Annotated in this window: 19 protein-coding genes; 15 read left to right on the forward strand and 4 right to left on the reverse strand. The window is 36.2% G+C overall.

Annotation, left to right across the window (positions count from 1 at the left end; genetic code table 11):
* Positions 1–14: 14 nt before the first annotated feature.
* Both der and A6B43_RS06975 read right to left on the reverse strand, forming a co-directional pair.
* Positions 15–1,550: a ribosome biogenesis GTPase Der gene (gene der / locus A6B43_RS06970; RefSeq protein ID WP_124210259.1), complete on the reverse strand. Its 1,536-nt coding sequence runs from the start codon at positions 1,548–1,550 to the stop codon at positions 15–17.
* 181 nt (positions 1,551–1,731) lie between these two features.
* Entirely contained in the window at positions 1,732–2,106 is a 375-nt protein-coding gene (locus A6B43_RS06975; protein ID WP_124210260.1) for a helix-turn-helix domain-containing protein, read from the reverse strand.
* A 156-nt stretch (positions 2,107–2,262) separates the two neighbouring features.
* Between A6B43_RS06975 and A6B43_RS06980 the strand changes: the two genes are divergently transcribed.
* Positions 2,263–2,880, forward strand: a complete 618-nt coding sequence (locus A6B43_RS06980) for a transferrin-binding protein-like solute binding protein (protein ID WP_124210261.1) — start codon at positions 2,263–2,265, stop codon at positions 2,878–2,880.
* 58 nt (positions 2,881–2,938) lie between these two features.
* Positions 2,939–3,499 carry an integrase gene (locus A6B43_RS06985; protein ID WP_124210262.1) on the forward strand — a complete coding sequence of 187 codons (561 nt, stop codon included), beginning with the start codon at positions 2,939–2,941 and terminating at the stop codon, positions 3,497–3,499.
* 65 nt (positions 3,500–3,564) lie between these two features.
* Here A6B43_RS06985 and ycaO read toward each other — a convergent pair whose 3' ends face one another.
* Positions 3,565–5,331, reverse strand: coding sequence for a 30S ribosomal protein S12 methylthiotransferase accessory factor YcaO (gene ycaO, locus A6B43_RS06990; RefSeq protein WP_124210263.1), 1,767 nt, complete (start codon positions 5,329–5,331; stop codon positions 3,565–3,567).
* 170 nt (positions 5,332–5,501) lie between these two features.
* Between ycaO and rng the strand changes: the two genes are divergently transcribed.
* From rng to A6B43_RS07015, 5 genes are all read left to right on the forward strand, one after another.
* Positions 5,502–6,977 carry a ribonuclease G gene (gene rng / locus A6B43_RS06995; protein ID WP_124210264.1) on the forward strand — a complete coding sequence of 492 codons (1,476 nt, stop codon included), beginning with the start codon at positions 5,502–5,504 and terminating at the stop codon, positions 6,975–6,977.
* 130 nt (positions 6,978–7,107) lie between these two features.
* Positions 7,108–8,037, forward strand: a complete 930-nt coding sequence (gene hemC / locus A6B43_RS07000) for a hydroxymethylbilane synthase (RefSeq protein WP_124210265.1) — start codon at positions 7,108–7,110, stop codon at positions 8,035–8,037.
* A 6-nt stretch (positions 8,038–8,043) separates the two neighbouring features.
* Positions 8,044–8,823, forward strand: a complete 780-nt coding sequence (locus tag A6B43_RS07005; RefSeq protein ID WP_124210266.1) for a uroporphyrinogen-III synthase — start codon at positions 8,044–8,046, stop codon at positions 8,821–8,823.
* Entirely contained in the window at positions 8,816–10,219 is a 1,404-nt protein-coding gene (locus tag A6B43_RS07010) for a uroporphyrinogen-III C-methyltransferase (RefSeq protein ID WP_124210267.1), read from the forward strand. The genes A6B43_RS07005 and A6B43_RS07010 overlap by 8 nt, the downstream gene beginning before the upstream one ends.
* 3 nt (positions 10,220–10,222) lie before the next feature.
* Complete coding sequence (locus A6B43_RS07015; RefSeq protein ID WP_124210268.1) at positions 10,223–11,476, forward strand: heme biosynthesis HemY N-terminal domain-containing protein; 1,254 nt, start codon at positions 10,223–10,225, stop codon at positions 11,474–11,476.
* A 148-nt stretch (positions 11,477–11,624) separates the two neighbouring features.
* Here the strand turns inward: A6B43_RS07015 and A6B43_RS07020 are convergent, their stop codons facing one another.
* Complete coding sequence (locus A6B43_RS07020; RefSeq protein ID WP_170152414.1) at positions 11,625–11,963, reverse strand: DUF5339 domain-containing protein; 339 nt, start codon at positions 11,961–11,963, stop codon at positions 11,625–11,627.
* 369 nt (positions 11,964–12,332) lie between these two features.
* Between A6B43_RS07020 and A6B43_RS07025 the strand changes: the two genes are divergently transcribed.
* From A6B43_RS07025 to tolA, 8 genes are all read left to right on the forward strand, one after another.
* The gene (locus tag A6B43_RS07025; protein ID WP_124210269.1) at positions 12,333–13,883 is read left to right on the forward strand and encodes a cytochrome ubiquinol oxidase subunit I; all 1,551 of its coding nucleotides are present in this window, start codon (positions 12,333–12,335) and stop codon (positions 13,881–13,883) included.
* A 13-nt stretch (positions 13,884–13,896) separates the two neighbouring features.
* Positions 13,897–15,033 (forward strand): cytochrome d ubiquinol oxidase subunit II, encoded by a 1,137-nt coding sequence (gene cydB / locus A6B43_RS07030; RefSeq protein WP_124210270.1) that lies wholly within the window; start codon positions 13,897–13,899, stop codon positions 15,031–15,033.
* A 9-nt stretch (positions 15,034–15,042) separates the two neighbouring features.
* Positions 15,043–15,141 carry a CydX/CbdX family cytochrome bd oxidase small subunit gene (locus A6B43_RS07035; RefSeq protein ID WP_124210271.1) on the forward strand — a complete coding sequence of 33 codons (99 nt, stop codon included), beginning with the start codon at positions 15,043–15,045 and terminating at the stop codon, positions 15,139–15,141.
* Positions 15,142–15,143: 2 nt separating this feature from the next.
* Positions 15,144–15,434: a cyd operon protein YbgE gene (gene ybgE / locus A6B43_RS07040; RefSeq protein ID WP_124210272.1), complete on the forward strand. Its 291-nt coding sequence runs from the start codon at positions 15,144–15,146 to the stop codon at positions 15,432–15,434.
* A gap of 137 nt (positions 15,435–15,571) precedes the next feature.
* Positions 15,572–15,961, forward strand: a complete 390-nt coding sequence (gene ybgC, locus A6B43_RS07045; RefSeq protein WP_124210273.1) for a tol-pal system-associated acyl-CoA thioesterase — start codon at positions 15,572–15,574, stop codon at positions 15,959–15,961.
* Between the two features lie 33 nt (positions 15,962–15,994).
* Positions 15,995–16,675 carry a protein TolQ gene (gene tolQ, locus A6B43_RS07050; RefSeq protein WP_124210274.1) on the forward strand — a complete coding sequence of 227 codons (681 nt, stop codon included), beginning with the start codon at positions 15,995–15,997 and terminating at the stop codon, positions 16,673–16,675.
* A gap of 71 nt (positions 16,676–16,746) precedes the next feature.
* A complete protein-coding gene (tolR, locus tag A6B43_RS07055; protein ID WP_124210275.1) occupies positions 16,747–17,187 on the forward strand; it encodes a colicin uptake protein TolR in 441 nt (146 codons plus the stop codon).
* 17 nt (positions 17,188–17,204) lie between these two features.
* Entirely contained in the window at positions 17,205–18,506 is a 1,302-nt protein-coding gene (tolA, locus tag A6B43_RS07060) for a cell envelope integrity protein TolA (RefSeq protein WP_124210276.1), read from the forward strand.
* Positions 18,507–18,508: the final 2 nt, after the last annotated feature.

Below are 18,508 nucleotides of genomic sequence, written 5' to 3' on the forward strand. Positions count from 1 at the left end.
GTGAGCGGATTGCATTATTTACGATTTTTCTTAATAAATTTCATTAAACGTTTACGTTTGCGTAATTGGCCTGGGGTTAATTTATTCCGTTTACCTGCAAAAGGGTTATTCCCTTCTTGGAATAATACCCGAATTGGCGAGCCAATAATGCGTAAGCTTTTACGGAAATAGTTTGATAAATACCGTTTGTAAGAATCAGGTAAACGCTCAATTTGATTACCGTGAATTACAATAATCGGCGGATTGTAGCCACCTGGGTGAGCATATTTAAGTTTTACTCGTCGTCCGTTTACTAGTGGTGGTTGATGTTCATCAGTTGCCATTTGTAAAATGCGTGTTAGCATTGATGTAGTCATTTTCTTTGTTGCACATTGATAAGCTTCTTGAATAGATTCAAATAAGTTACCCACACCACTGCCGTGTAAGGCAGAAATGAAATGTACACGAGCAAAATCAATAAAATCTAAACGGCGATCAAGCTCGGATTTTACATTATCTTTTACATCTTGTGATAAGCCGTCCCATTTATTTACTACAATGACTAATGATTTTCCTGCATTTAGAATAAAGCCTAGTAAGGAAAGATCTTGATCAGATACGCCATCTCGAGCATCAATGGTGAGTAATACAACATTTGCATCTTGAATCGCTTGTAACGTTTTAATTACTGAAAATTTTTCGACAGTTAAATGGACTTTACCCCGTTTACGAACCCCCGCAGTATCAATAATCGTATAGTGCTGACCGTCACGTTCCATAGGAATATAAATAGAGTCCCTTGTTGTACCGGGTAAATCGTATACAACGACCCGATCTTCGCCTAAAATGCGATTGGTTAGGGTTGATTTTCCAACATTTGGACGTCCAACAATGGCGATTTTGATATTTTTATCTTCAATTTCATCGCTTTCAGCCTCAAGTGCTTCATCAAGTAATGCAGTGTCTTCCTCATTTTCAAAATCAAAATCGTGATCCCATTCGTCTTGGACAGGCGATTTATTGTCATCTTCATTTGCAGAATTTTCTTCAGAACTAATCGCTTGCTCTTCTAATAATATTTCCGCAAAAGGGGCTAGCACTTGTTCAATGAGTTGAGTAACTCCTCGCCCTTGTGAAGCGGCAATAGGTTCAATTTCACCTAAACCGAGCTGATAAAATTCACCAATATGAGAATCTGCATCAATACCATCAGTTTTATTAGCAACAACAACTGTTGGCTTATCACGTTGGCGTAGATATTGGGCAATACCAATATCCGCCGGTACAAGCCCTGCCCGTGCATCTACTAAGAAAAGTACCACATCAGCTTCTTCAATCGCTAATAGCGACTGTTCTGCCATTTTTTCTTCCACACCTTCTTCTGTACCATCGATACCGCCTGTATCGATCACAATGAAATCGTGTCCAGCAATATGGGCTTGACCATATTTTCGATCACGGGTAAGTCCAGGAAAATCCGCTACTAACGCATCACGAGTACGAGTTAAGCGATTAAATAATGTGGATTTTCCCACATTAGGTCTGCCTACAAGGGCAACAACAGGAGTCATAAAAACCTCAAAATAACTATTCGGTTTGCAATGATTTGCAAAATGCAATCATTATAGCCTAAATTCAAAGGTAACGGGGAGAGTTTATAAAAAAGCGTAAAAGCGGTAGGGTTTCTATAAAATTTGCAAATGAACTATAAAATTTTAAGCGAACTCACCGCTTGCTCTTCTCATAATTATGTTATTTATTGATGGAATCTAAAAAATTAACTAAATTACGTTTTTGCTCATTATTTAATTTTGCCCAATGAAAATCTAGTCGTTGTTTTAATATGTCATTACGAATAGGAACGTAATGTTCTTGATTTGAAAATGTTAAATTTTCGGCTTTGCTATCAGCGAAAAACCAGCTAATGGGCGTATTCAAAATAACCGCAATATTAACTAAATGTGCTACATTGATTTTTGTTGCTCCCCGCTCATAGCGAGAGAATTGTTGTTGGGAAACGCCAATCTGTTCCGCAAGAGCTTCGCCACTTAGCCCCATTTCACGCCGTCTTTGAACAATCCTTCTACCGATGGCTAAATCCACATCACTCGCCAAGAATTTTGTCATTACTTATATCACTTATTTAATATTACTCAATGATTGATATTTTTCGTTATTTCTACTCTTGTATTTATCTCTTACGAAGTGTATATTTTGCTCATTACTCTATCATTGAGTAAACTTCGTAAAAAATACTTATTTCATCTATCTAAGGAGAAAAAAATGAAACTCTTAAAATTAGCTTCACTGATTACTTCAATGATTGCTCTTTCAGCTTGTGGTGGCGGCGGATCGGGTGCAGGAACTGCAAAAACGCCTGATGGAGAAAAAATTAATTTATCTATTAGCGATAAAGGCACAGTTGGTGGAAAAACGAAAGAAGGGAAGATTTTTGGTCAAAATAATGATAGTTCTTTTTATGGTCTTTGGGTCAATGATGCTGAGACATTTAGAGAGCTACGTTATCAAGGTGAAAAAGCAACTGATATTCCAAAATCGGGTTTTGCAACGTACAAAGGTGATGCCGTTTGGTTAAGTGGACAGGATAATGGTATTCAAAAAGGAGGAATAACTACATTAAATGTAGATTTTGGTGCAAAAACTGTTGATGGCTCTATCAAATTTTCAGTTTTCAATGGTGATGAATTAAGACGTGATATTACTTTACATAAAGGAAATTTATCAGGTGCAGATTTTTCAGGTAAAGCCAGTGTTTTTGGGAATAATGGCGGTCAGTATAAAGGAATATTATCTGGGGAAGGAGCAAAAGAAGCAGCCGGCATAGTTAAATTTGATAATAATAGCAACCTTGATATAAGCTTTGGCGGTAAAAAACAATAATTTATTTTAAGCAGTTCATTTTAAATATGAATTGCTTTTTTTGCATTTAGGAACAATTATGAAAAAATTATTAGCTTTTATTTTTATTGGTTCTATTGGTCTTTTATTAACAGCTTGTTCAGGTCAAGTAATTACGACATCGTCTTATGTTCCACAAAATTATGTAAGAGTAGATACTTCAGTGAATATAGGTAAGTTTTCCTATGTTCCAGAAACTTTAGGGATTGCAAAATCTAATCAGATTGAAAATACTGCAATAGGATCATTTATTATTGATACACCGATTGCTGAATTAGCCAAAAAGACAACTGCATTGGAGCTTCACCATAGTGGTGTGGATTTGGGAAATGGAAAAATTACTTTAGAAGGGAAGGTGAAAAAATTCAAGGTTGATGATATAGGAATTAATGTTGATTGGCTTTATCAAATTAATTATAAAATTCTTAAGTCAAAAGATAATTCTGTTCTGTTAGATAAAGACTATACAGCAACGATGAGAACATCAAAATTTATTGCGTCATTAAGTGAAGTTAGTGCCTTCATAAATAAAATCCTTTCATTAGGTTTTGATAAATTTATCAATGATTATGATGCTCGGAAAGCCTTTGAGCAAAAATAACTATCAAGCGGTCATTTTTGGTGATTATTTTACAAATAATTAGTGAAATTTGACCGCTTGTTTGATTAACGGGTGAGAGGATTTACTTTTGCCCGTTGTAGTTTTTGATAAGCAGTTAATAATTTTTGGTGAGCAGTGAAACCGTTTAAACATTCATCGGTAGCTTGTAAGCTGTGGAATGGATTGTCTCCTTGAATAGCTGACCATACTTGTGCTACGCCCTCTTTACCATACATTTTCTCAAATACCATACGGTATTGCTCTGGATTTCGGTTTTCATCAAGGAAAAGTTCGAGGGAATTGATTAAGCAACGGTAGTAGTTACTTTGTTCAGCATTAAAAACACTGGCGTTCATATTGAGCGTCCAATTTGCCCAGTCTAATGCGTCTTCTAAATTTCCAATGGCAAGATGTAGCATTGATTTTAATTCGCCAATGCGTAAATGCTGCCAAGCGGAATCTTTGTCTGCCACAATCCCTAAAAATTCTCGTACACGCGTCATATCATCAATACTTTGTTCGTCTAACTCATCAAGTAATTCTTGGTAAGTTTCACGATCGTGGTGGAAATGAGGGAGATCAAGCAGAATTTCACGCCATTGCATTCCCATATTATTATTGGCATAAATAAGATCATCAGCAGGATAGATATTTGACATTCCTGGGGCAAGAATTCGGCAAGCATAAACGCCTAAATGTTCATAATCCATGATATAAATAGGTTGGTCGTGTTTATTAAAAATAGCCATTAAATTATCAAATTCTTGTTCGGTCGTGCCAGAAAAATTCCAATGAACGAAAGGATAATCAGCCTCTGATTTGAATAAATCCCATGAAATCAGACCGCTTGAGTCAATAAAATGGGTTTCTAAATTAGCGTGCTCGGCAACATCTTCATTGTGGAAAGAGGGGGAGGCGAATACATCTAAATCTTTTAAGCTACGGCCTTGTAATAATTCAGTTACGGTACGCTCAAATGCAACTTGGAAGTTAGGGTGTGCACCAAAAGAAGCAAAACTTGTGCCATTATTTGGGTTGAGTAGCACGACACAAATTACAGGGAATTCCCCACCAAGAGAGGCATCGTAGCAGAGAATAGGAAAGCCCTCATCTTCTAATTTCTGAATAGAGGCTTTAATGGTTGGGTAGTTGTCAATAACTGCACTTGGAATTTCAGGCAAGCTAATCGCATCTGTGATAATACGGTTTTTAACGTAGCGTTCAAAAATTTCAGATAGTGCTTGTACACGGGCTTCATTTTTGCTGTTACCTGCGGACATTCCGTTGGAAACAAATAGATTAGCAATAATGCTTTGTGGGATATAAACGGTTTGTTGGTCAGCCTGGCGGATATAAGGTAAAGCAACAATACCTCGAGCCTCATTACCCGATTGCAGATCGACTAAGAGATCGGGTGTAAGCTCATTGTTGGGATCAAAAAAATGACATAAAAAAGGATCTAAAATACCGCTTGGTAGTGTTGTTTCATCTTCAATTTCAAACCATTTTTCGGTGGGGTAGTGTACGAAATCGCTATTTGCTATCTGATTACCTAAATAAAAATCTGCCCAAAAATAGTTAGTAGAAAGACGTTCAAAAAACTCTCCTAAAGCAGAGGCGAGTGCAGCTTTTTGAGTTGCTCCTTTACCATTTGTGAAACATTGAGGGCAGTCTTTATCACGAATATGTACCGACCATACATTTGGAACAGGGTTGAGCCACGAGGCCTGTTCAATATTAAAGCCTAAAGCGGTAAGTTTAGTTTGGAAATTCTCAATGCTATTTTCAAGGGAAGCATCTTTACCTGTAATAAATGTTTGATCTGTTGTCATTGGGTTATCTCGTTAAAAGAATGGAGCAAAATTTCGAGAAAGAGTAGCAAATTCTAGTTAAAAGTGAAAGAGCCGACATATTTCGTAAAAATATTCTAAAATTGACCGCTTGTAGTGATAGAATTTTGCTGTTTCTAATAAGAATAGTTGATATATAAATGGAAAAGAAAATGGTTCAATCAGAATTGCTAGTAAATGTTACCCCGAGTGAAACTCGAGTTGCTTTGGTGGAAAATGGACTATTAAAAGAAGTACATATAGAACGAGAGGCAAAGCGAGGGCTTGTTGGAAACATCTATAAAGGAAAAGTAACCCGTGTTTTGCCTGGAATGCAGTCCGCTTTTGTAGATATTGGCTTAGAAAAAGCAGCTTTTTTGCACGCTTCCGATATTGTTTCCCATACTGAATGCGTTGATGAAAATGAAAAAAAGCAATTTATCGTCAAAAATATTAGTGAATTAGTACGGGAAGGGCAAGATATTGTAGTGCAAGTTGTAAAAGATCCATTAGGCACAAAAGGAGCAAGGCTTACTACGGATATCACTTTGCCTTCTCGCTATTTAGTTTTTATGCCTGAAAATAGTCACGTTGGGGTTTCGCAACGGATTGAAAGTGAAGTTGAACGTGAGAGGCTAAAAGCGATTGTTGAGCCTTATTGCGATGAATTAGGTGGGTTTATTGTGCGAACAGCCGCAGAAGATGTCTGCGAAGAGAGTTTGCAACAAGATATGGCATTTTTGAAGCGATTATGGCGGAAAGTGTTAGATCGTAAAGTAAAATTACCAACAAAATCAATGTTATATGGTGAATTAGCGTTGGCTCAACGGGTTTTAAGAGACTTTGTTGGCACACATCTTAAAGCTATTCAGATTGACTCAACAATTACTTATGAACAGGTCAAAGAATTTTTAACCGAGTTTATGCCCGAGCTGACCGAAAATGTCAGTTTATATGAAGGCGATTTGCCTATTTTTGATACTTACCAAGTAGAAAATGGCATTCAAAAAGCATTAGATAAACGAGTAGATCTAAAATCAGGCGGGTATCTGATTATTGAACAAACGGAAGCGATGACGACAATTGATGTCAATACAGGGGCATTTGTTGGGCATCGAAATTTAGCTCATACGATTTTTAATACCAATATTGAGGCAACACAAGCGATTGCTCACCAACTACGCTTGCGTAATTTGGGGGGAATTATTGTAATTGATTTTATTGATATGCTTGAAGAAGAGCATCGTCAGTGGGTTTTAGAGTCATTAGAATTGGCATTGAAGGGTGATCGGGTCAAAACCAATGTAAATGGTTTTACTCAGCTTGGTTTAGTCGAAATGACTCGTAAACGTACTCGTGAAAGTTTAGAGCGTATATTATGTAGTGATTGTTTATCCTGTAATGGTCGAGGAACAATTAAGACAGTAGAAACCCTTTGCTATGAAATTCTGCGTGAAATTGTACGGGTTGATCATCTTTATTCCGCACAACGTTATGTTGTGTATGCTTCAAGATTGGTAGCGGAGTATTTGATCAATGAAGAATCTCACGCATTGTTAGCAGAGCTCGAAGTATTTATCGGTAAGAAAGTCGAGATCAAAGTAGAATCTTACTATAATCAAGATCAGTTTGATGTTGTGGTTATGTAGCAAAATTAGAGTTAAATGCCCGCTTGTTTAGTGGGCTTTTTAACTATCATATTTATACAATTTTAATTTTGGTAGTTAAGCTAAAAAATGATAGCATAGTAACATTTTTATCTCAGAACCAATTAGCCTAATGAAAGATATTCTCCGAATTGCAACTCGTCAAAGCCCCTTAGCATTATGGCAGGCCAATTTTGTAAAAAATGCCTTAGAGCAACGTTTCCCTCAACTCTCCGTTGAATTAGTTACCATGGTAACGAAAGGCGATATTATTCTTGATACTCCCTTAGCCAAAATTGGAGGAAAAGGCTTATTTGTTAAAGAATTAGAGCTTGCTTTGTTGGAGGGGCGGGCAGATTTGGCTGTTCATTCAATGAAGGATGTGCCAATGAGTTTTCCTGATGGATTAGGATTAGCGGTTATTTGTGAGCGGGAAGATCCACGAGACGCGTTTGTTTCTAATCATCACAATAGCCTAGCAGATTTGCCAGCAGGCGCAGTGGTAGGGACATCAAGTTTACGCCGTCAATGTCAGCTAATTGCACAGTATCCTCATTTGCAAGTGAAATCGTTACGAGGCAATGTTGGTACACGTTTAGCAAAATTAGATAGTGGTGAATATGATGCTATTATTTTAGCCGCAGCGGGTCTGATTCGTTTAGGCCTTTCTAATCGCATTCGTAATTTGATTGAAACGACAGTGTCTTTACCTGCTGTTGGACAAGGAGCTGTGGGAATAGAAACTCGTATAAATGATGAGCGTGTTTTACAGTATGTTCGAGCATTAAATCATCAACCAACAGCTTATTGTGTTATTGCTGAACGAGCAATGAATAAGCGTTTACAAGGTGGCTGCCAAGTTCCGATCGCAGGATTTGCTGAATTAGAAGATGAACAGCTTTATTTACGAGCGTTAGTTGGAGCATTAGATGGTTCAGCAGTCATTCGAGCAGAAGGTTCTGCACATATTGATAAGGCAGAAGAGTTAGGCATTGAGATTGCAGAAAAACTGTTAGCTCAAGGAGCTGGCGATATTTTACAAGCAGTTTATCAATCTGAATAAATGTAAATGAATGTATTAGTTACTCGTCCCGATTATCGGGGACAGCAGCTTGTTGAGATGTTGAGGGTACATCATATTTTTGCTATTCATCAACCACTTTTTCGTATAGAGGCTGGTGATGAATTACCAAATTTCCCTGCGCAATTATCTGCTCTAAATGCAGGAGATTATCTTTTTCCAGTATCAAAAAGTGCAGTAGATTTTGCTCATCAAACATTAATAGAAACAGGATTTCGTTGGCGAAGCGATCTGCGTTATTTAGCCGTAGGGGAAAGTACAGCAAACTATTTGGCAAGTAAATCAGAACAAGCGGTACGTTACCCACTACATTCTGCATCAAGTGAGGGATTACTAAATTTATCTGAGTTACAAGATCTGACCAATAAAAGCGTGTTGGTTTTACGGGCAGATACTGGGCGAGAGTTGTTTGCACAACAAGCTCAATTAAGAGGGGCGGAAATTAGAACTATTGAATGTTATCGCCGTCTTCCATTGAAAGAGAATTTAGGTGAAAAAATTAGTTTAGCGAAACGAGCGGGAATTGATACAATTGTTGCAACAAGTAATGAAATTTTAACAAGTTTACGAAAAAATACGCTAGAATCGGATCATCCATGGTTACTTGGTTGCAATTTAATTGTTGTTAGCAAACGTATTGCTCAATCAGCAATACAGTTGGGTTGGCAACCAAACTGCATTCATATTTCAGAAAAGGCAGATAACAGTAGTCTGCTTAAGACAATATTAGGGATCTTAACTTTAGATAAGGTAGGAAATTATGGCTAAGCGCAGTAAAGGCAAAGATTTAATTGATACAAGGCAGTCTACATCAACAGGTGAGAGTGAAGTATTAGTAGAACAAGCGGTTGAATCAGCACAGAATTTTACATCACCATCAGAACCGATAACGTTAAGCAATCAAAATGAGGAAGCAAACGTGGTAGAAGAAACTATCTCAACAGAAGAATCGCAAGAACAAGCAGTAAATACCCCACAAACTGAAGTGGTAAAAAAATCATCCGGCGGTACTGCAATTTCTTTATTAGCATTGTTGGTTGCTTTAGGCGTGGGCGGTGCAGGTTATTTTTTTGGTCAGCAAAAATTTAGCGAAACAGAGCAACAACTTGTTACAGTGAAACAACAACTTAGTGCATTAGAAGGGCGTGGAACAGGTGTTCAAGGGGGGGCAGAAATACCTACATTTGATGTAGAAAAAGCACAAATTGCCAAATTAGAAAGTGAGCAGCAAAAATCACTTGAACAATTTACTCAGCTTAAACAACAACAAGCCAACTATGAGCAACAAATAAATAGTTTGCAAACACAATTAGAGAAATTAGATCCTACTTTGAAAGCAGAACCAACACAGTGGTTACTGTCTGATGCCGATTTCCTACTGACAAATGCATTGCGCAAAATTGTAATTGACTATGATATTGAAACAGCGAAAAGTTTATTGATTGAGGCAGATAATACGCTTAACCAAATATCTGATCCGCAAGTGATAGCAATCCGCACAGCACTAAAAGATGATCTCAATAATTTAATGAGCTTGAACCAAGTTGATCAAGACAATGTAATGCAACGTTTAGCTCAATTAGCAAACTTAGTTGATGATATGCCAATGCTAGATAATGAGCAATTAGCCGCTAAAGAAAGTGAAGATATCAGTGATTCTATTGGTGATTGGCAAAAAAACATTGAGAAAAGTGCAGACTCTTTTTTGAGCCATTTTATTCGAGTAACCGATAAAAAACAGGTGCAAGATAAAGCTTTCATTGCCCCAAATCAAGAGATTTACTTACGTGAGAATATCCGTTTACGTTTGCAAATTGCAATTCTTTCTGTACCTCGTCAGCAAAATGAATTGTATAAACAATCCCTTGAAGCTGTAAGTACTTGGGTAAGAAGCTATTTTGATGTTCAGGCAGAATCAGTAAAAAATTTCTTAAAAGAAATTGATGATTTGATTGAACAATCTATTTATATTGATGCCCCAACAAAATTACAGAGCTTAGATTTATTAAAACAGAAATTAAATCGTCGTTCAGTATCTGTTGAAAAACTTGACTTAAAAGTAGGAAAAAATGTTGAGCAGTTGAAAATCGAAATACCGAATGAGGCTGTTCCTGAAACTACACCGGCTGAAAGAGAGCCTGACACTGAGAAAAAGGGAGAGTAGATTATGTTTCGTATTCTTTTTTTAATGTTATTAGTGCTGGCAGGATTGATCTTAGGTCCTTATATATCGGGCAATCAAGGTTATGTTCGGATTGAAACAGAACATTCTGTTTATGAAATGAGCATTGTAATGCTAGTTGTTTTGTTTGCAGTGTTAATGGTAGTTGTTTATGTTGTTGAGTGGGTGGTTACTCGTTTATTACGTTTAAGTCGTAATTCATACCAATGGTTTGGTAATCGTAAGCATAAAAAAGCACAAAAGCAGACTTTAGAAGGATTAATGCAGATGACTGCGGGTAATTATTCTAAAGCAGAAAAATTGATTAGTAAAAATGCAAAATATTCTGATGAGCCTGTGTTAAATTTCATTAAAGCAGCCGAATCTGCACAACAGCAAGGCGATGAATTGTCTGCCAATAAATATCTTATAGAAGCAGTGAAAATTGCAGGCCCAAATAGTATAGTTGTTGAATTAGCTCGTACTCGTTTATTATTACAACAAGGAAAATTACCTGCAGCTCGTAGTGCAGTAGATAGCTTATTAGAGTTGGCTCCGAATAATATAGATGGGTTACGATTAGCAATTGAAATTTACCAAAAATCAAAAGCTTATAAAGCATTAGATAACATCTTAGATGAAATTGGACAACGGAGTTTCTTATTAGCGGAGGAATTTGAAGCGCTTAAACAGCAAGCAACCGATGGGTTATTAGATGAAATAATGAATGAAGAAGGGCAAGAGGGATTGCTGAAATGGTGGGAAAGTCAGCCAAGTAGTCGCCGCCGTTCTGTTTATGTACGTATTGCATTGATTAAACGTTTATTAGCAAGTGATGATCAGCAATCAGCGGAAGAGATCGCTTTAGAAACGGTTAAGAAATTTGATGATGAACAGCTGCAGGGTCTATTTATTGAATTAACTCATTTACAAGTGACTGAAAATAGTAAATTGTTGAAAATTTTAGCAAAACGTTCAAATAAAGCAAAAGAGAATTATGTAGATGATTATGCTCGAGCTTTAGGTTATCTATATGCAAGAGAGGGATTATTTGAGAAAGCTAAACCTTATTTTGAACAGTTACTTGCTCATCAAGAATGTAATGCCAATGACCGTACAATGGCGTTGTATGTGGCAGAAAATTTACATGACGCAGAATTAGTGGCTAAAATTCGTGAAGAGAATTTAAAGGAAGTACAAGTAGAAGTAAAAGAAACACCAATCTACTCATTACCTGAAGCGGTTACTTCTGAAAAATAATTACAATGTTAAAATAAAAAATCCTACAATAAATGTAGGATTTTTTATTTTCTGAATGTAAAAATAATTTGGAAGCCACCGCTTGCTATAAAAGCTGCTATAAAAGAGTTTGTGTAGTTATTTGGATTTATCGATTCTATAGCAGTAATTAGTATTTTTGTTTTAAAGTATTTAAAGCTGTCAAGCCTTTATTGCAACTTTTTTGTTGCATTACCATATCCATTTTTAAGATTTGTTGTTTAGATGAGGTTAGCTTATCTTTCATTCTTTTCACTTGAATATGTGTGCCGGGTTGTTTTGCAGCTTCTAAAATAAGCTTATCCCCTTCTTTAAAGAGTAGCTGGCATTGCTGTGCAATATTATGAGCAGTACTTTGTGTTTTTACTGCAGCGAGTGATGAAGTCCTCAGCTCAGAAGCAGTACTGTTCATTGCTAGAGGCAATAAGCCACTCATTAGCAATATGGCTGGAAAATATCTGTTTTTCATAATTGTTCTCTTAAGCTGAGCTAAAATTTTTTAGATTTTACTAAATAAATGTAAACAAGTCATTATACTTTTATCATAAAATCAATAATGGGCAATTTATTAGCTTAAAATAGTTAATTTTATGTGTTTCACTAACAATAACATCTTGATTTATATCAAATAAACGGGGTGGCCTACTTAGATATTTGAATAATAGGTCTAATATATTATAGATATGAGAGGTTTGCTATTTTTTAATTTTACATTTGAGAGTAGAATATAGATTGCGATCTCGGTAGCTTGTGGATAGCCAGATCAATTTTTATTTTTGGGTGATTACTATTGTTTTGTAATCGATAATTTGAACTAGTATATACATAGAGGTTTGAGATGTTAGACGTTGTTGAACTCTCACGGTTGCAGTTTGCATTAACTGCACTTTACCACTTCTTATTTGTACCTTTAACATTAGGGCTTTCATTCGTTCTTGTTGTAATGGAAACACTTTATGTAACGACAGGTAAAGAAGTGTATAAAGATATGACCAAGTTCTGGGGTAAGTTATTTGGTATTAACTTTGCTTTAGGGGTAACAACTGGGATTACAATGGAATTCCAATTTGGTACGAACTGGTCTTATTATTCTCACTATGTGGGTGATATTTTTGGAGCTCCATTAGCTATTGAAGGCTTAATGGCATTCTTTTTAGAATCAACATTTGTTGGGCTTTTCTTCTTTGGTTGGAATCGTTTATCTAAAGCAAAACATTTAATGGCAACATTTGCGGTAGCATTTGGTTCTAATTTCTCTGCATTATGGATCTTAGTTGCGAATGGTTGGATGCAAAATCCGGTGGGGTCAGAATTCAATGTTGAAACTATGCGTATGGAGATGGCAAGTTTTTCTGAACTTGTATTAAATCCAGTAACGCAAACTAAATTCTTACACACCGTTACAGCAGGCTATACTTGTGGGGCTATTTTCGTATTAGGTATTAGTGCTTACTATATTTTAAAAGGTAGAGATTTAGGCTTTGCTCGTCGTTCATTTTCTGTTGGAGCAAGTTTTGGTTTAGTTGCTATCTTGTCTGTTTTAATGATGGGTGATGAATCTGGTTATGAGATTGGTAAAGCCCAACCTGTAAAATTAGCAGCAATGGAAGCGGAGTTTGAAACACTTCCAGCACCAGCACCTTGGAATATAATTACGATTCCAAACACTGCAGAGCTAAAAAATGATTTTGCTATTGAGCTACCTTATGCAGCAGGTATTATCGTAACTCGTTCGTTTGATAAACAAATTAGAGGTTTAAGAGAGCTTCGTGTTGAAAATGAACAGCGTGTACGTAATGGTATAGTGGCTTATTCGCTATTGGAAAAACTACGTTCAGGAAATTATACTGCTGAAGAAAAAGAAGCATTTAAAGTTGCACAAAAAGATCTTGGTTTTGGGTTATTGTTAAAAGCTTATACCGATAAAGTTGTTGATGCGACAGAAGAGCAGATTCAAAAAGCAGCAGATAGCACAATTCCTAAAGTAGGTCCAACTTTCTGGGCATTCCGTAGTATGATGGCTGCTGGTGGATTAATGTTATTATTAATCGGATTAGCATTTATTCAAAATCTACGTGGTACAGTGGGAACAAAACCTATCGTATTAAAAGCATTATTATGGGGTATCCCATTACCTTGGATTGCAATTGAGAGCGGTTGGTTCTTGGCAGAATATGGCCGTCAGCCGTGGGCTGTGTACAATGTATTGCCAACAGGGGTAAGTAATTCGTTATTAACAACAACGGATCTCTATATTTCAATTGGGCTATTATGTGGATTGTACACATTGTTCTTAGTAGCAGAAATGTATTTAATGTTTAAATATGGTCGTTTAGGTCCAAGTGCATTAAAAACAGGTCGTTATTATTTTGAACAATCTGCAAAATAAGTAGGAGTAAACAATGTTAGATTATGAAGTTCTACGCTTTATTTGGTGGATTTTAATTGGCGTATTGTTAATTGGCTTTGCAATTACTGATGGCTTTGATATGGGAGTATTAATCCTATTACCTGTTATTGGTAAAAGCAATGTAGAACGCCGTATTATGATTAATTCAATTGCACCACATTGGGATGGTAACCAAGTTTGGTTATTAACTGCGGGCGGTGCAATTTTTGCGGCATGGCCAACAGTTTATGCAACGTCTTTTTCTGGATTTTTTATTGCAATGATCTTGGTCTTAGCGGCTTTATTCTTCCGTCCGGTTGGATTTGAGTATCGTGCTAAAATTGATGATCAAAGATGGCGTAGTGCGTGGGATTGGGGACTATTCATTGGTGGTTTTGTTCCAACTGTTGTCTTTGGCGTCGCTTTCGGTAACTTATTGCAAGGTGTTCCTTTTGAGTATAATAACTTATATCAAATGAAATATACGGGTAGTTTCTTTGGATTGCTTAATCCATTTGCTCTACTTTGTGGTGTAGTTAGTTTGATGATGTTGGTAACACAAGGTGCAACTTGGCTACAAATGAAAACAACGGGTGAATTGCGTAATCGTGTAAGAGCCATGGCACAATTAACAGCGTTGCTTACACTAGTTACCTTCATTGTTGCAGGTGCGTGGCTATATTTTAAAGATGGCTTTATTGTAACAAGCACAATGGATCATAATGGACTATCTATCTTTACAACGAAGACCGTTGCTGTAGAAGCGGGTGCTTGGTTTAAAAATTATGCAGAAATGCCAATCCTTTGGGTTGTTCCTGCATTAGCGGTTGTAGGTGGTTTATTAACTATCATTGCTTCTAAAGCGAATAAAAATGGTTTTGCTTTCTTTAGTTCATCATTGATGTTAGCAGGCGTTATTTTAACTGCAGGCGTATCAATGTTCCCATTTGTAATGCCATCAATTTCTCACCCAGAAATGAGCTTAACAATGTGGGATGCAACAGCAAGCCATAATACATTACATGTAATGTTCATTGTTGCATGTATATTCGTACCAATGGTGCTTTCTTATACGATTTGGAGCTACATTAAGATGTATGGTCGTCTTGATGCTAAATTTATCGAAAGCAATAACGCAACTTTATATTAAGGAGCTGTTATGTTTTATGTAACTTGGGTATTGGGTGTTTTACTTGCTGTATTGTTTGCAACAGTAATTACCATTAGCGTTGAAAAAACAGGTAAATTTGACGAGTAAGAATGATCAATTTTCTGTATAAAATGACAAGAAAGGGCTGGCTAAAAGCCCTTTCTTTTATCTTAGCAACAGCAATGTTCGTATTAATTATATTGAATTCAGCAACTTTTGCTCATCATTTTGGCGGTACTATTCCTTATTTGGCTATACTTGTTTTTTATGGAATGGCAATATTGTGGATTCATGGAATTGGATTTGAAATTCGTACAGCATTGTTTAGAATGATTTTTATGCCAATAGTAGGTTATTTAATCATTATCCCTTCAATCTTTTATCTTGTTTTAGCTAAATAAGATTTTTCTGCAAGTTCTGAGACTTTTTCACAATATAAAGTTGAAAGAGCTTGCACAATAACTTTTCTCTCTCTACAATATCGAATAACTATCGTCTAGTTTTTAGACATTTTTGTTAGTAAATCTAGGTATTGATAATGAATTTTCCAATTAGAGTGTATTATGAAAATACAGATGCAGGTGGGGTAGTTTATCACGCTCAATATCTTAATTTTTTTGAGCGAGCTAGGACTGAATATTTACGCTCTTTAGGATTTTCACAACAGAAATTATTGGCACAACATGTTGCTTTTGTTGTCAAACACCTAGAGATTGACTATAAAGAAGCTGCACGTCTAGATGATCAATTGATTGTTGAAACAAAAATAACAGAAATAAGAAAAGCAAGTATTGTTTTTGAACAATTTCTATGGAAAGCAGACCGTTGTTTAAGCTTGGCAAAAGTGCTTGTTGCAACGGTTGATTTGCAAAAAATGAAACCAATAAAAATGCCATTTTCTATTTATCAGGCATTACAAGCGGTCTAATTTAACAAAAATTTACTAATTTTGGAGTTTTAAATGCCAACTGAATTTAATTTATTATCGCTCTTTTTAGAAGCCAGTATTGTGGTGAAAGTGGTAATTTTTATTTTAATTGCATTCTCAATTATTTCTTGGGCGATTATTATTCAACGCAGTAAAGTACTAGCCCGAGCTAAAAAAGAGTCTTTAGCGTTTGAAGACCGTTTTTGGTCTGGAGAAGATTTACACCGTTTAAGTGATGGGTTGGAAAAACGCCGTGAAGTGCTAGCAGGCTCAGAACAAATTTTTTATGTTGGATTTAAAGAGTATAACCGTTTGCAGCAGCTTAATACGGGCTCTCCTGATGCTGTTATTCAAGGCTCGACCCGTGCAATGAATTTAGCATTAAACCGAGAAGTGGAACAGGTCGAAAATTATATTCCGTTTTTAGCTACAGTAGGTTCAATTAGCCCATATATTGGCTTATTTGGAACAGTATGGGGAATTATGCACTCATTTATGGGGCTTACTGCAGTAAAACAAGCAACATTGCAATCTGTTGCACCAGGTATTGCAGAAGCACTTATTGCCACTGCAATTGGCTTATTTGCAGCAATTCCAGCTGTAATGGCTTATAACAGGCTAAATTTACAAGTCGCAAAATTAGAGCAAAATTATGTGAATTTTATTGATGAGTTTACTTCAATTTTGCATCGTCAAGCATTTACTAAAAAATAGAAATCGCAAAGTTTTAATTGATCTAACCGCTTGTATAGGTAGATCTCATAGATAAATTATAAGAGGGAACTATGTCTTATCGTCGCCGTAAACGTAATGACATCAAATCTGAAATCAACATTGTCCCATTTCTTGATGTATTGCTTGTATTACTGCTAATTTTTATGGCTACAGCTCCAATTATTAGTCAGAGTGTAGAAGTTGATTTACCTGAAGAAAGTCATAGTCAGTCAGTGTCAAATGAAGATAAAATTCCTGTTATTTTGGAAATAGCAGGAATAGGATTATTCAAGTTGAAAATAGATGGCAATTATATTCAAGTGAATGAACAAGGCTATTTAACGGAACAAGATGTTGTTAACTATTCTGCTGAAGCTTTTCAAAAAGATAATAATACGCTTTTCTTAGTTGCTGGTGGAAAAGATGTTCCCTATGAGGAAGTAATGAAGGGGATTTCATTGTTAAAAGATGCAGGAATCAAATCAGTTGGTTTGATGACTCAAGGAAAATAAAGCACAAGGATAGCTGGGTGAAAGGGAATAATAATAGATTAGAATTGGCAATTATTGTGTCAATTTTATTGCATTTAGTCTTAATTGGCTTGATTGTGCTAGGTGCTTTATTCACTCGTCCAATTCTACAACCTTCAGCTGGTGGAAATGGAGGGGAAACAGAAGAATTTGAAGCGGTAATGGTTGATACCGCACAAGTTGCAGACGCTTATAATTTGGTAAAACAGAATAAAAAAGCAAATCAATCTAAGTCAAAAGAAGAAATAAAAGAAGAACAATTAGACGTTATTCCAGAAGAAACGGTTGCTCAAAAACAAGAAAAATCAATTGCTTTAGTTCAACAGAAAAAATTACAAGAACAAAAGTTGGAAGAGCAAAAACGTCAGCAAGAAGAAAAGCGTTTAAAAGAACAACAACGTCAGCAAGCCTTGCAAGAAGAATTACGGAAAAAAGAAGAAACTCGTAAAAAAGAGGCAGAATTAGCCCGCTTGAAAGCAGATGCCGAAGCAAAACGATTAGAAGCCATAGCTAAACAGGCTGAAAAAGATCAAAAAGCAAAAGCGGGGGCACAAAAGCAGGCTATTCAAGAGCAAGTAAAAGCCGAGAAAGAAGCTAAACTTAAAGCAGAAAAAGAGGCAAAAGAAAAAGCCGAGAAAGAAGCCAAACTTAAGGCAGAAAAAGAGGCTAAACTTAAAGCAGAAAAAGAGGCAAAAGAAAAAGCCGAGAAAGAGGCTAAACTTAAAGCAGAAAAAGAGGCAAAAGAAAAAGCCGAGAAGGAAGCTAAACTTAAAGCAGAAAAAGAGGCAAAAGAAAAAGCCGAGAAGGAAGCTAAACTTAAAGCAGAAAAAGAGGCAAAAGAAAAAACCGAGAAAGAAGCCAAACTTAAAGCAGAAAAAGAAGCGAAAGAAAAAGCGGCCAAAGCTAAACAAAATAAGGCATTAGATGACTTTTTAAATAGTGGTGAAATCGGTGCAAGTGGTGGAAATAAAAATTCAGCAGGCGCACAAGGATCGGGTAATGCTAAAAGCGTGGGTAATGGTAGTGCTGTAGATAAGGCTTATGAAAATTTAATTAAGAAAAAAATTGCACGAGTTTATAGAGTGGAAGACAATTTTAGAGGAAGAGAATGTCGAGTTCGTTTGTTTATTGCAAGGAATGGCCAAATTAGTAATTATCAAGTTCTTGCTGGTCCGGAAGATATTTGTCGAGCAGCAGTTAATGCAATTGTAGCAACTAAAACAGTACCACCAGCACCAAATGATCAAGTTTACGAAAGATATAAATCGCCTGAATTACGATTTAGTTTGAAAATTCAATAACA

The sequence above is a fragment of the Vespertiliibacter pulmonis genome, from assembly GCF_013377275.1.
Lineage (GTDB): Bacteria > Pseudomonadota > Gammaproteobacteria > Enterobacterales > Pasteurellaceae > Vespertiliibacter > Vespertiliibacter pulmonis.

Bases quoted from the DNA above. Each gene is read 5' to 3' on its own strand.
- der (WP_124210259.1), bottom strand. From the start codon at position 1,550: ATGACTCCTGTTGTTGCCCTTGTAGGCAGACCTAATGTGGGAAAATCC.
- A6B43_RS06975 (WP_124210260.1), bottom strand. From the start codon at position 2,106: ATGACAAAATTCTTGGCGAGTGATGTGGATTTAGCCATCGGTAGAAGG.
- A6B43_RS06980 (WP_124210261.1), top strand. From the start codon at position 2,263: ATGAAACTCTTAAAATTAGCTTCACTGATTACTTCAATGATTGCTCTT.
- A6B43_RS06985 (WP_124210262.1), top strand. From the start codon at position 2,939: ATGAAAAAATTATTAGCTTTTATTTTTATTGGTTCTATTGGTCTTTTA.
- ycaO (WP_124210263.1), bottom strand. From the start codon at position 5,331: ATGACAACAGATCAAACATTTATTACAGGTAAAGATGCTTCCCTTGAA.
- rng (WP_124210264.1), top strand. From the start codon at position 5,502: ATGGTTCAATCAGAATTGCTAGTAAATGTTACCCCGAGTGAAACTCGA.
- hemC (WP_124210265.1), top strand. From the start codon at position 7,108: ATGAAAGATATTCTCCGAATTGCAACTCGTCAAAGCCCCTTAGCATTA.
- A6B43_RS07005 (WP_124210266.1), top strand. From the start codon at position 8,044: ATGAATGTATTAGTTACTCGTCCCGATTATCGGGGACAGCAGCTTGTT.
- A6B43_RS07010 (WP_124210267.1), top strand. From the start codon at position 8,816: ATGGCTAAGCGCAGTAAAGGCAAAGATTTAATTGATACAAGGCAGTCT.
- A6B43_RS07015 (WP_124210268.1), top strand. From the start codon at position 10,223: ATGTTTCGTATTCTTTTTTTAATGTTATTAGTGCTGGCAGGATTGATC.
- A6B43_RS07020 (WP_170152414.1), bottom strand. From the start codon at position 11,963: ATGAAAAACAGATATTTTCCAGCCATATTGCTAATGAGTGGCTTATTG.
- A6B43_RS07025 (WP_124210269.1), top strand. From the start codon at position 12,333: ATGTTAGACGTTGTTGAACTCTCACGGTTGCAGTTTGCATTAACTGCA.
- cydB (WP_124210270.1), top strand. From the start codon at position 13,897: ATGTTAGATTATGAAGTTCTACGCTTTATTTGGTGGATTTTAATTGGC.
- A6B43_RS07035 (WP_124210271.1), top strand. From the start codon at position 15,043: ATGTTTTATGTAACTTGGGTATTGGGTGTTTTACTTGCTGTATTGTTT.
- ybgE (WP_124210272.1), top strand. From the start codon at position 15,144: ATGATCAATTTTCTGTATAAAATGACAAGAAAGGGCTGGCTAAAAGCC.
- ybgC (WP_124210273.1), top strand. From the start codon at position 15,572: ATGAATTTTCCAATTAGAGTGTATTATGAAAATACAGATGCAGGTGGG.
- tolQ (WP_124210274.1), top strand. From the start codon at position 15,995: ATGCCAACTGAATTTAATTTATTATCGCTCTTTTTAGAAGCCAGTATT.
- tolR (WP_124210275.1), top strand. From the start codon at position 16,747: ATGTCTTATCGTCGCCGTAAACGTAATGACATCAAATCTGAAATCAAC.